The organism is Streptomyces palmae, from assembly GCF_004684805.1.
Taxonomy (GTDB): Bacteria; Actinomycetota; Actinomycetes; order Streptomycetales; family Streptomycetaceae; genus Streptomyces; species Streptomyces palmae.
Genome location: NZ_SRID01000200.1, coordinates 1 through 12,385 on the forward strand (window position 1 = coordinate 1; position 12,385 = coordinate 12,385).

Sequence of the window (12,385 nt, forward strand, 5' to 3'; positions counted from 1 at the left end):
CACCCGGCAGCGGACGGGGAGGGGCCCCGTGGGGGGGGCGGGCTCGTGAGGCGCAGCCAGAGCGGGCACGGCGAGACTCCGATTTTCGTCGTGCCCCTGACAAGCGCTCCGGGAAGTATTCGCGCATGGACCGGAGCCGCGCAAGACCGCCCAGCGAACTCAGGGCACCGCCCAGACGCACACCCCGGTGGCATCTCGGCCACCGGGGTGTGCTGAGTAGCGTGTCCCCCGAGGCGTCCGGTCGGACGGATCAGCGGGTGATCGGACCCCCGTTCACCGGCCGGAACATCGAACGGCAGGGTGTTCCCGGGCGGCGGGAAGGGGCGACTGACATGGGTCGAGGCCCACCCTGGCGGCGTCGAGCCGCCGGGGTGGCGGAGTCCGGTGGCGGCCTCCGGGCGGTGGTCAGCCGCAGTCGCAACCGCAGTCGCAGTCGCAGCAGCCGCAACCGTCGCAGCAGCAGCCGCAGTCACTGCAGTCCCCGCAGCTACTGCAGTCGCACTTGTGGCACCAGCCCTCGCGGGGCTGGCCGGTCCACGGGTCGTAGTACGGATCGCGGCAGCAGACCTGGCAGGTGCAGCAGAGGCCCAGCCACACCGTGCAGCCGGCGATCAGCCCGCGCCGGCGCCCGGGCGGACCCCCGGGACCGCCGCCGCCCGGACCCCCGGGACCGTGCGGACCGCCCGGGCCGTAGGGGCCGCCGGGCACATGCGGGTCCCCCGGGTGGTGGGGATCCGCGGGCCAGGCCGGCGGCTGCGGCTGCCCGTACGCACCGTGGGTGCCCTGGGTGCCGTACGGGCCCGGGGCACCGTAGGCGCCGTCCACCCCGCGCGGCAGCGAGATCCCGGGCGAGCCGTGCGCCGGATGTCCGCCCTGGGCGCCCCCGTGGGCGCAGGACGGGCCGAACGCCCGGTCCACCGCGTACCGCAGTTCGTGCACCAGCAGCACATGCGCCAGCCGGTCGGCCCCCTTGGCGAACTCCACGTCGCGCAGCGCCAGTCGCACCCCGTGCGCCGCGTCGTCGCAGAGCCTGCGCACCTCGGGCAGGCTGGTCCCGGTCGCGGCGATCGGGTTCCACGCCCCGGTCCTGGCGTCCTCCTCCAGGTCCTCGACCGCGTCCAGCAGATGCGCCAGGCGCCCGAAGAGCCGGCCCGCCTCCTCCAGCGGGGCCCGGTTGCCGGGGCGCTCGGCCAGCAGGGCGGTGTGGCCGAAGGCCGCGGCGGTCGCGGTCTCGGTCGGCTCGGTGATCTCCAGCAGCGGGGTACCCGGGCCGGCGGCGCGCTCCAGGCCCTCCTGCCGGCCCACCGCGTCCAGCAGCACCGCGGTGTCGAAGCCCATGTCCGCGCCGGTACGCAGCCCCGCCCGGTCCCAGCGGTCGGCCACCCGGCGGGCGGCGGCGGCGAACGGCCGGCGGCCGAGCAGCCCGTCCCGGTCGGCCACATGGTCGCGGACCTTGGCCGAGGCGAGCACCAGGGAGACGGTCGCGGCCAGCCGCGCCCCCTCCCCCCGGGCCACCGGCGCGGTGCGCATGCCGCGCAGCGGGCACGGACCGGCGGTGCGGCGCCAGCCCCCGGCCGCCCCGGGGCGCCGGGACTGAGCCTCGGTCAGCACGGATATGACCAGGCCGTCGTAGTTGGTGGCCACCCGGGCGAACTGACCGTGGTCGGTCCGCAGTGCGAGGCACATCCCGCACATATGCGCCATCCAGTCGGTGCGCAGTCCCTCGGACAGCCGATGTCTGCAAGGACGGATAATCCCGAACATGCTCCCCCGTTCACCCGTACGCCGCCGACGTCACCCGTCCGGCTCGGCGGAGTCTACCCACCACCCCGTCAGACGCCGTACGCAGGAGGAACTCTGATCGGCCGCCAAACGTTGTGCACCAGTACCGTCACGAATTCCCTGTCCGGCAGCCAACCGCTTGGCGCACCATCCACATCATGGAGGACCATAGAGGGGCGGACAGTACACACCGGTGGTGAGAGGAGGCGTCCATGGGATCGGTACGCAAGGCGAGTGCCTGGCTTGGCCTCGTCGACGACAGCGATGACGAGCGCTACTACGACGACGACTACGCCGAGGGACCCGAGCCCAGCGACGCATGGGTGACCGATCCCCGAGTGCGGGTCGCCGACCAGAGTGCCCAGGACCAGGGCACCCGCATCGCCACCGTCACCCCGGACGGGTTCCGGGACGCCCGTACCATCGGCGAGCTGTTCCGCGAGGGCATCCCGGTGATCGTGAACCTCACCACCATGGAGCCCTCCGACGCCAAGCGCGTGGTGGACTTCGCGGCCGGCCTGACCTTCGGTCTTCGCGGCTCGATCGAGCGGGTGGCCACCCGGGTCTTCCTGCTGACCCCGGCCGACTACCAGATCGTCACCGGGGACAGCGGACGGACCGCGGGCGGGTTCTTCAACCAGAGCTGAGCCGTCAGTTCCGGAACGCGTCCAGCCCGGTGAGCGCCTTGCCCAGCACCAGCTGGTGCATCTCCACCGTGCCCTCGTAGGTGAGCACCGACTCCAGGTTGGTGGCGTGCCGCATCACCGGGTACTCCAGGGAGATGCCGTTGGCGCCCAGGATGGTGCGCGCGGTGCGGCAGATCTCGATGGCCTCGCGCACGTTGTTCAGCTTGCCGAAGCTCACCTGCTCGGCGCGCAGCCGCCCGGCGTCCATGCGCCGGCCGAGGTGGTGGGCGAGGAGTACGCCCTTGTGCAGCTCCACCGCCATGTCCGCCAGCTTGGCCTGGGTCAGCTGGAAGCCGCCGATGGGCCGGCCGAACTGCTCCCGGGTACGGGCGTACTCCAGGGCGCTGTGGAAGGAGGACCGGGCGGCTCCCATCGCGCCCCAGACGATGCCGTACCGGGCGTGGTTCAGGCAGCTGAGCGGCCCGCGCAGGCCGGTCACCCCGGGCAGCACCGCGTCGGCGGGCAGCCGCACCTCGTCCATCACCAGCTCACTGGTGACCGAGGCGCGCAGTGACCACTTGTGCTTGATCTCGGGGGCGGAGAAGCCGGGCGTGTCGGTGGGCACCGCGAAGCCGCGGATCCCCTCGTCGGTGTGCGCCCAGACCACCGCCACCCCGGCCACCGAGCCGTTGGTGATCCACATCTTGCGGCCGTTGAGCACCCAGTCCGAACCGTCCCGCTTGGCGTGGGTGCGCATGCCGGCCGGGTCGGAGCCGTGGTCCGGCTCGGTCAGTCCGAAGCAGCCGATGATCTCGCCGGCGGCCATCCCGGGCAGCCAGCGCTGCTTGAGCTCCTCGGAGCCGTAGCGGTGGATGGCGTACATGGCCAGCGAGCCCTGCACCGAGACCAGGGAGCGGATGCCGGAGTCGGCGGCCTCCAGCTCCAGGCAGGCCAGGCCGTACTGCACGGCGCTGGCGCCGGCGCAGCCGTAGCCCTTCAGGGACATGCCGAGCGCGCCGATGGAGCCGAGCTCGCGGGCGAGTTCCCGGATGGCGGGGAGTTCGCCGCGCTCGTACCACTCGGCGATGTGCGGCAGCACCCGGTCGGCGGCCCACTGCCGGACGGTGTCCCGGACGGCGAGGTCCTCCGGGTCCAGAAGGTCGTCGATGCCCAGCGGGTCGGCGGGGTCGAAGGGCGGCAGGCTACGCGTGGACATGGGTTACGCCTCCGGCAGAGGATCTTCACGGCTCGGCCCGACGCTACGGCCGGGTAACGCCCCACGTCCAGAGCCCCCGGAGGGGAGACCGGCCACAGGCGTGCCGGCCGGGTGCGGCCCTTCCCCGCGGGAGCGGTGGCCGGCGGCACACGAGACCGCCCCACCAAGGCCTTGGGACCGGAACCATCCGCCAACGCTGCGGGGTGCCCCCGCTCACGTGGTCGCTGGTAGCGCTTGGCGACCACCCACCGTCCCTCTGGAGTGGTGGCCGGTCGAGGCCCCGGGCGGAGTCCGGGGTGGGGGTCAGCCGGAGGGTTCGGCCGCGACGGCGGGGTGCCGTTGGTCGGGGGCCACCGCCCGCTGGTCGTCCACCGCGTCCGGGGACCCTTCGGCGTCCGCGGGATCACCGGCGGCCGCGGTGTCCGCGAGGGCCTCGGCGTCGTCGGCGCTCGCGGCCTTCTCGGTGCTCGGGGCGTCCGGGACCCGCTCGGTGCCACCCTCGCCGGCGTCCGGCTGGGCGGTCCCGCAGTCCATGGCGCGGGGCAGGCGCTGGGCGGCCAGGGCGCCGAGCAGCAGCAGCCCGGAGCTGACCGCCATGGTGATGTGCAGACCGTGGACGAAGGAGGCGCGGGCGGCGGCGCGCAGGGCCTCACCGGGTGCTCCGCCGAGCCGGTGGGCGACCTCGTACGCCTCGGCGAGCGACTCGCGGGCGGCGTGGGTGTCGCCGGACGGGACGCCGGATATCGCGGAGACCCCTGGCGCGTAGGCGGCGTTCATCACGCTGCCCAGAAAGGCTATGCCCATGCCGGCGCCGAGCTGGTAGGAGGTCTCGCCGATGGCGGCGGCGCCGCCCGCGGACTCGGCGGCGGCCTCGTTGAGCATCGACTCGTACGAGCCGAAGAGGGTCATCTGGAGCCCGAAGCCCAGGACCACGAACCCGCCGAGGAGGACCCAGGGCCGGTCGGTGAGGCCCATCAGGGTGAGCGAGGCGACGGCCAGCGCGGTGAGCAGGAAGCCTGTGGAGACCATCCGACGGGGGCCGAGCCGGTGCAGCATCTTGGACCCCACCACCCCGGCGGCCATCGCGGCGCAGGTCAGCGGGAGGAGCCGCAGGCCGGTCTGGAGCGGGGTCAGCCCCAGGACCAGCTGGAGGTACTGGGCGGCTATCAGCTCCAGGCCGACGAGCGCCAGCAGGGCCAGCACGATGCAGCCGACGGATATCCCGAAGGCCGGACGGGAGAAGAGGGTGAGGTCCACCAGGGGGTGGCTGCGGCGGCGCTGGCGGCGTACGAAGAGGGCCAGCAGCACCGCGCCGACGGCTATGCAGCCCAGGGTGAGGAGGCCGAACGGGGAGGTCTCGCTGCCCAGTCGCTTGATCCCCAGGACCAGCGAGGCCAGCCCGAAGGCGGCCATCAGCGCACCGAGCACGTCCCACGGCCCGTCCTGGTCGCCGGCCGACTCGGGCAGCAGCCAGCGGCCCACCGGCAGGGCGACGGCCATCAGCGGGAGGTTGATCAGGAAGACCGAGCCCCACCAGAAGTGCTCCAGCAGCAGGCCGCCGATGAGCGGCCCGCCGGCCGCGCCGATGCCGGCGACGGCGCTCCAGATGCCGATGGCCAGGGCGCGTTCGCGGCGATCGGGGAAGACCTGCCGGAGGATGGAGAGGGTGGCCGGCATGATCATGGCGCCGCCGACGCCCAGCAGCGCCCGGGCGACGATCAGCACCTGGGGGCTGCCCGCGAAGGCGGCGAGCGCGGAGGCCGCGCCGAACAGGCCGTAGCCGAGCAGCAGGATGCGCCGCCGGCCGACCCGGTCCCCCAGGGTGCCGAAGAGGATCAGCAGCGAGGCGCACACCAGCGGGTACGCGTCGACGATCCACAGCAGTTCGATGGGGCCCGGGCGCAGGTGCTCGCTGACCGCCGGTACCGCGACATGCAGCACCGTGCCGTCCACCGCGACCAGCAGCAGGCTGACGCAGAGCATGATGAGCACGAGCCAGCGGTTGGTCCCGCCGCCCGCGCCGGTACCGCGCCGATGCCGGGGAACGTCCGCCGTCCGCCGATCGCGGGCCGTGGTCGTCCCGGACATGTACGCACCTCCCAGTTCTTGCGCTCGCGGCCGAGGCCGGACGGGCGGGGTCGTGAAGACGGCACCCGGCGGCCCGGTGACATGGGCGAGTGAGACGTCAGAGTACGCGAGTCCCCGAGTGCGGGGGGTGCCCCAGGGTCATCTTGAGATCCACGCCGCAGCCCGGTGACCGGGCAGTCCGCACCGCTGTTCCCTTTTGTCCCTCCGCCGCGGCCGGTGGCCCGCAGACCGGCTCCTCTCCCCGTTCGGGTCCGCGGCGGACCCGAACCGAGGATCGGCCGACCGGATCCAGCCACCTGGCCGAGGCCGTCGGCTCGCCCCGGCCGCCCGCGGAAGGAAACACGGAGGAACGGGGCGACCAATCACGGATAAACGCTGCCGAACGAAAAGCGCCGGAACTCTCGTATGACTGTTCCAGAGGATTCGGGCGCGGCTTTGCGGAATTCACGGAATGTGGTGTCCTAAAGTCTCGAACGAGACGCACTCCACATCACATCGTCATCACGAAGCGACCTGATCGACAGAGTCCGCCTGTCACGCAATGTAACGTCGATTGAGTGCGTACCGATGACAAGCTCCCTGGGCGACAGGGACGCCCCACCGATCTCGTGCGGCCACGCATGACCCGGATCCGCTGCTTGCTGCTCGGGTCCACCCTGGCTGTCTACGCGGCGACCGTGATCGGCGTGCTCACCACCTCGTGGCTGGTGAAGCTCGACTGGCAGGTCATGCTCTTCCGTCCGTACAAGCAGTGGCCGGAGGTGCACACCCTCCTGGACTACTTCGTGGTCATGGGCCAGCGCGGGCCGACGGCGGTGGCCGTCGCCGCCTGGCTGGGCTGGTGCTCCTGGCGGCAGCGCACCCTGCGCCCGCTGCTGGTGCTGGGCACCTCGCTGCTGCTGCTGAACATCACGGTGGGCGCCGCGAAGCTCGGCATGGGCCGGCTCGGCCCGCATTACGCGACCACCGTCGGCTCCAACGAGATGTGGGCCGGCGGCGATATATTTCCCTCCGGCCACACCGCCAACGCGGTGGTCACCTGGGGGGTCCTGGCGTATCTGGCCACCACCCCGCGGGCGCGCCGGGTCGCCTCGGTGGTGGCCGCCGTGTTCGCCCTGGGAGTGGGCGTCACCACGATCTACCTGGGCACCCACTGGGTGAGCGATGTGCTGCTCGGCTGGGCCGCCGGTCTGCTGGTGCTGCTCGCCCTGCCCTGGCTGGAGCCGCTGATCATCTGGGCCGAGCCGATCCTGCTGGCGATCTGGCACCGGGTGCGCAGCGGGGTCTCGTCCGCTCCGGTGTCGCCCCCCGCGTTCGGCAGGCCGCTGGCCGCGCCGCGCGCCGCGCAGGACGGCGAGTTGCCCGCCCGCGAACCGGTGGGCGTCGGGGGGCGCGGAGCCGCCCGGACCCCCGACGGCCGGCCGCACCATCCGGCCCGCCCGCACACCGCGCGCTCCGAGCGCACTCCGGTCACCCCCAGCGGCAGCCGCCGGCCGCAGCACCCCGACCGCACCTCGCGCACCGCCTCCTCGGTGGGGCCGGCGGCCGGCCGCCCCCGGGGCGTCGGCGGCTGACCCGGCGGCGCGACCGCGAAACGGCTCCGGCCCGCTCCCCGGAGGGAGCGGGCCGGAGCCGTCCTGTTCGGTCTGCCGCCCGCGACGGCCGTGGGCCGCGGTGGCCGCCCAGCGCCGTCCTGAGGGCGCCCCGGGGGCGCGGGGACCACGCGGACCAGCCCATCGGCATCCCGCGGCCGGAGCGGCGCGCACACCGGCGAGGCGCCGCGGTCGCCGCGCGCGAGCGCTCAGCCCTTCCAGGAGCGCCGTACGGTGCCGTCCTCGACCTCCAGATTGAGCCGGCCGGCCACGTACTCCATGGTGATGATCGCGCCCGGCGGCAGCCGCCGGACGGGACTCCAGCCGCGCGCGCGGGCCTGCCGCTCCGCGCTGTCGGCATCCAGTCCGACGTAGGACTCGGGGGCGTCGTGGGGCTCTGGTACGGGGTGCGGTACAGGTGCCATACCCGCCACCGTAGGCGGCCGGCCCCGGCGGCGGAAGGCCCGCCGGGGGCCCGCGGGCAGGTCCCCGTTCGATGCGTGACGGGTCACACTTCTGTCACAGAAAATTCTGCCTGCCGGCGCCTTCTCGATACCACTGGAACGCCTCCGTCCCGGGTCACCGGCAATGCCGTACTTCTGTTCTTCCGATAACTCTCACCGGGTGCCCGAATTCCCTCGCCCCCGAGACCCGGGAGGCCCCTCCCCGGGAATTCCCCGAAGACTCCGGCCGGCGGGCGCACACCATCCACGGAACACACAATTCCGCCACATGTTCGGAGAGCCGAACGGATGTCGCGCCCAGGCCCGGTCAGCCCGCCCGTTCCACCCGCACCGAGAGGTCGTTGTCCACCGTGTAGTACGCCACCACCCGCGCCGCCCCGTGCGGAGCGGCCACCTCCCGGGCCGGGTAGACGAAGATCTCCTTCTTGTCCGGCACATCGTCCAGGATCCGTGCCAGCCGGACCGGCGCGCCGTCCGCCGGACGCAGCCACAGGTCCAGGAGCAGCCGCTCGCCGGCCCAGTCGCGCACCAGGTCGGCGTAGCGCAGGGCGCAGCTGAAGGCCGCTCCCTCGGTGGTGGGCTTGGCGGTCGGCCCCGTCCCCGGCTCCGCCCCGCGCGGCCGGGCCTCCAGCACCGCGCCGGCCAGCAGGTCCGCGGGGTGCTCGGCACCGGCCAGCCGCCCGTGGACGGTCAGCTCCTCGGCACCGACGCGTATGTCCCCGGCCTCGACGTGCGGCGCGCGCACCCAGCTGCGTACCGAGAGGTTGCCGTACTTGGTGGCGTACGGGATGCGCACCGCCAGCGGCCCGGCGCCCGAGGGCGGCTCCCGGTCCACCAGGGCGCGCAGATCGTGGTTCCCGGGGCTCAGCCGCCGCGGCTGAGCGCCGTCCTCGGCCACGTACACGTCCCAGCGGCCCTCCGGCAACGGGGTCTCGACCGTCAGCACCGCACGCAGCCGCTCCCCGGCGATCGGGGCGAGCGGCAACCGCAGGGTGTCCGCGGCGCCCTCCGGGCCGCGCGGGGTCAGCAGCAGGCCCGCGCCGGCCCCGGCGGGCCGCCAGTCGAACACGTCGAAGGTGAGGGTGCCGGCGGGGTCCGCGACACAGTGGGCACGGGGCGGGACGGTCACGGTCACGGTCGGGGACTCCTCGGGGGCGGCGGGCTGGACAGCGGTGGCGGTCACGCGGTCTCCGTCTTTCGCATCAGGGAACGGCCGACGTCCTTGGTCGCGAGGACTCCGCCGAGCAGGGTGCCCCGGGTGCGGTGCAACGCCCCGCGCAACCCGCCGCGACGGGCGAGATCGGCGAAGAGGGCCTCGTAGCGTCCGGCGACGTTCGCCGGATCGAAACGGGCGGAGCGCTCCAGCGCCTGCCGGCCCATCCGCTGCCGCAGTTCGTCGTCGTTGATCAGGTCGAGCAGTCCCCGGGCGATGGCACCCACGTCCCCGGACTTCACCAGTCGGCCGTCCACCCCGTCCTCGATGATCTCGGCCGGACCGTGCGGGCAGTCGGTGGCGACCACCGGCAGGCCGCAGCGCTGGGCCTCCACGATGGTCATGCCGAAGGACTCCAGGCTGGAGGTGACCGCCGCGATGGAGCCCTTGGCCCACTCGGGCTCCAGCGGGTTGGCCGGGCCCATCAGATAGACGTGGTTGTAGAGCCCGAGCCGGTCGATCAGGGCGCGCAGCTTGGCGTGCTGGCCGCCGGCGCCGTAGATCCGCAGCCGCCAGTCCGGGCGCTCCGCGACGACCCGCTGGAACGCCTTGATCAGCAGGTCGTACCGCTTGACGGGGGCCAGCCGACCGGCCGCCACCACCCATTTCCCGGTGCCGTCGGCCGGCTCCAGCTCGGGCTTGGGCACGCTGTTGGGCACCGCCTCCACCCGTACTCCGGGCAGCCTCATCTCCCGGCGGTAGCTCTCCGCGTCCGCCTCGGTGACCGTGGTGACCGCGTCCAACCGCGGGTAGGCGGCGCGCAGCGCGAGCTTGAGACGCCCGGAGTGGGTGCTCAGGGTCAGATGCTCCTGGCCGACCCGGACCGGTCCGCGCCGGGCCTCCCGTGCGAGGTGCACATTGATGCCCGGCCGGGTGCCGACGACCACGTCCGCCTCCACCCCGCGCAGGTGCTCGGCGATCCGCCGGTCGGTGAGCAGGCTGTACTGCTCGTAGCGGCCCTCGGCGCGGGGGAAGACCCGGGCCGGCCGGCTGTAGTCGGGGTCCTCTCCCTCGTAGGTCGGGCTGCCCTTGCGGATGTCCACCAGGTGCCGGAGTCTTACCTTCGGACCGAGCTCGAAGACGGGCGTGTCACGGTGCCGGAAGACCGAGACGATCTCCACGTCGTGGTGCTCGGCCAGGGTGCGGGCGGTGTTGTACGTGGTACGGATCGTCCCGCCGATGCCGTACGCGTTGTGAATAAGAAATGAGATGTGCATCCGTTGGGGTACCCCACTGCTTCCCACCGACTCTCCGCGGACCTGTGCGGCATCCGCCTGGCATGGGGTTAGACCTGACTGGCAACCCCCAGGTTGGGCTCGCACACCATGTTGTTTCACAACAGATGTCCAATTGGTAACCAAGATCGGGAACCCTCATCACCTTCCGGCCATCAGACCCGGCCCCGCCGAGTGCGCTCTGGGGGCGCCGAACCCCCCGCCCGCGCCCAGGACTTGATCATCAGCGCGGCACCTGGGGGCGGGCGGAGCCTCCCGGCGGGGCGGGCGACGGGCGAAGGAAAGCCTCTTCTGCTGAGGGTGGTGGTGGGCGACGGGCGAAGGAAAGCCTCTTCCGCTGAGGGTGGTGGTGGGCGACGGGCGAAGAAGGCCCCTTCCGCTGAGGGTGGTGGCGGGCGACGGGCGAAGAAGGCCCCTTCCGCTGAGGGTGGTGGCGGGTGACGGGCGGGCGTGACCCACGAGACCGGTCCTCCGTTGAGCAGTCCGCACCGGGGACCACCCCGGTGCTTGGCACAAGACCGAGGAGCACCCGTGCCGCGCATGCTCGACGTCAGCGACGACGTACGCGCCGAGATCGGCGACGAAGAAGCCAACCGGCTGCTCGCCGGAGAGAACTCCCCGGGCAGCTACGACTGCACCTCCTGCCGCACTCCGGGCGACGCGGAGCAGGAGCGGACCAGCACCGTTCTCTTCGTCGGTCAGGAGACCGCGGTCCTCGCGTTCGCCCACGCCAGTTGCGTGCCCTCGCAGGTGGTGCCGGTCTCCGAGGACCAGTTGCAGGGTGCGGTGGCCTCGATCACCGCCGAGCGGCCGGTGCCGGCCGGGGCGGGGTACGGCGGGGGCCATCCGGGCGCGGTGCCGGGCGGCCTGATGCCCGAGCCCGCGGTGCCTTCGCCGGGCACGCCCCCGATGCCCGGCCTCGCCGCCCCCGCCATGCCCGGTCTGCGGACTCCCCCGGCCCCCGGCCTGGGTGCTCCCCCGACGCACGCTCCGAGTGCTCCCCCGATGCCCGGCCTGGGCGCTCCCCCCATGTCCGGCCTGGGCGCACCTGCGATGCCCGGCCCCGGCACTCCACCGATGCCGGCCCGGGCCGCTCGCCCGATGCCCGGCCCGGCGCTGGGCGGGATGCCGGCGCCGGCCGGCCCGGTGGTCCCGGAGCCTCCCCGACCCGCGGTGCTCAATGTGACCTGCGGGCTGGTGCTGCTGGACGGTGAGCCCCGCCCCGCACTGGTGGTCGAGCCGACCGGGCCGATCGCCCGGCCGGGCACCACCGGCCCGGGCGACGAGTTCCTCACCCTCCTGATGGAGCAGGGCTTCCTGCCGGTCGGCGAGGTCTCCCGGACGCCGTCCCCGATCCGCGGCTGGTCGGTGCTGATGGCGATGGGTCAGCTGCACACGGTGCTGATGCCGGCCGCCGGCGGTGGCCAGGTGGCGTGGTGGCAGGCGCACCGGCCGATGCCGGTCACCGAGGGCTGGCGGGCGGCCGTGACCAAATCGCCCTCCGTGGTGGTGTACGCGGCCCCGGTGGGCTCGATCGGCTCCCAGCCGCGCGAGGACCAGCTGCGCGAGGCACTGGAGCGGGCCGCCGCGCGCGGCGCCCTGGTCGCCGCCGTGATGCCGCTGTCGGGCACATGAGCAGCGGCACCCGCCCCGGGCGGTTCCATCCGGTCCAGCCGGCGCAGCAGCACGGGCCGCAGACCCATTCGCCGCAGCGGCCGCATCCGCCGGGCGAGCTGGTCGTTGCCCCCTACGTGCACGCCTACGACCCCCCTTCCCGCTCCCCGTACCAGGCTCCGATCCCCTCGATGCGCCCCGCGCAGGACCCCGCTCCGGACTACCACCGGCAGTCCGGGACACCGATCTACGACGCGCTGTACGCCGAGTACCGCCGGCTGTTCCGGGCGCTGCCGGGTGACCGTACGGGCGACGAGGAGCTGGGCTTCGTGAGCTTCGCGGAGCTGGGGCAGAACGACCGGCGGCCCACCTGGCAGCGGCAGACCGGTGGCGGCCGGGGCGCCGGGGAGCAGCCGCACGAGCGGCCGTACCGCGGCGGCTACCAGCCGGCGCTGCCGCCCGCGCCCCGGGACGGGCACGGCAGCGGCTACTGAGGTCTCCCGGTCCCGGTAGCGGCGTCGGCCGCCCCTCCCCGCGGGGAGGGGCGGCCGACGC

The 12,385-nt window shown here is 73.6% G+C and carries 10 protein-coding genes; 4 read left to right on the plus strand and 6 right to left on the minus strand.

Annotation, left to right across the window (positions count from 1 at the left end; translation table 11 throughout):
- Positions 1 to 405: 405 nt before the first annotated feature.
- Positions 406 to 1,764 carry a DUF5685 family protein gene (locus tag E4099_RS19985; protein WP_135340462.1) on the minus strand — a complete coding sequence of 453 codons (1,359 nt, stop codon included), beginning with the start codon at positions 1,762 to 1,764 and terminating at the stop codon, positions 406 to 408.
- Between the two features lie 230 nt (positions 1,765 to 1,994).
- Between E4099_RS19985 and E4099_RS19990 the strand changes: the two genes are divergently transcribed.
- Entirely contained in the window at positions 1,995 to 2,429 is a 435-nt protein-coding gene (locus tag E4099_RS19990) for a cell division protein SepF (protein ID WP_135340463.1), read from the plus strand.
- A 4-nt stretch (positions 2,430 to 2,433) separates the two neighbouring features.
- Here the strand turns inward: E4099_RS19990 and E4099_RS19995 are convergent, their stop codons facing one another.
- Both E4099_RS19995 and E4099_RS20000 read right to left on the minus strand, forming a co-directional pair.
- Positions 2,434 to 3,624, minus strand: coding sequence for an acyl-CoA dehydrogenase family protein (locus E4099_RS19995; protein WP_135340464.1), 1,191 nt, complete (start codon positions 3,622 to 3,624; stop codon positions 2,434 to 2,436).
- Positions 3,625 to 3,927: 303 nt separating this feature from the next.
- Entirely contained in the window at positions 3,928 to 5,712 is a 1,785-nt protein-coding gene (locus E4099_RS20000) for an MFS transporter (RefSeq protein ID WP_135340465.1), read from the minus strand.
- A gap of 557 nt (positions 5,713 to 6,269) precedes the next feature.
- Here E4099_RS20000 and E4099_RS20005 point away from each other — a divergent pair.
- Entirely contained in the window at positions 6,270 to 7,286 is a 1,017-nt protein-coding gene (locus E4099_RS20005) for a phosphatase PAP2 family protein (RefSeq protein WP_245245018.1), read from the plus strand.
- A gap of 227 nt (positions 7,287 to 7,513) precedes the next feature.
- On the opposite strand, the gene E4099_RS20010 is transcribed toward E4099_RS20005, so the two are convergent.
- The 3 genes from E4099_RS20010 to E4099_RS20020 form a co-directional block, all read right to left on the minus strand.
- Positions 7,514 to 7,729, minus strand: a complete 216-nt coding sequence (locus E4099_RS20010; RefSeq protein WP_135340466.1) for an I78 family peptidase inhibitor — start codon at positions 7,727 to 7,729, stop codon at positions 7,514 to 7,516.
- A gap of 346 nt (positions 7,730 to 8,075) precedes the next feature.
- The gene (locus tag E4099_RS20015) at positions 8,076 to 8,951 is read right to left on the minus strand and encodes a hypothetical protein (protein WP_245245020.1); all 876 of its coding nucleotides are present in this window, start codon (positions 8,949 to 8,951) and stop codon (positions 8,076 to 8,078) included.
- The gene (locus E4099_RS20020; protein ID WP_135340469.1) at positions 8,948 to 10,198 is read right to left on the minus strand and encodes a glycosyltransferase family 4 protein; all 1,251 of its coding nucleotides are present in this window, start codon (positions 10,196 to 10,198) and stop codon (positions 8,948 to 8,950) included. The genes E4099_RS20015 and E4099_RS20020 overlap by 4 nt, the downstream gene beginning before the upstream one ends.
- Before the next feature lie 558 nt (positions 10,199 to 10,756).
- On the opposite strand from E4099_RS20020, the gene E4099_RS20025 reads away from it, so the two are divergent.
- Both E4099_RS20025 and E4099_RS20030 read left to right on the plus strand, forming a co-directional pair.
- Positions 10,757 to 11,851, plus strand: a complete 1,095-nt coding sequence (locus E4099_RS20025) for a hypothetical protein (RefSeq protein ID WP_135340470.1) — start codon at positions 10,757 to 10,759, stop codon at positions 11,849 to 11,851.
- A complete protein-coding gene (locus E4099_RS20030; RefSeq protein ID WP_245245022.1) occupies positions 11,848 to 12,324 on the plus strand; it encodes a hypothetical protein in 477 nt (158 codons plus the stop codon). Before E4099_RS20025 ends, E4099_RS20030 begins: the two co-directional genes overlap by 4 nt.
- Positions 12,325 to 12,385 lie beyond the last annotated feature (61 nt).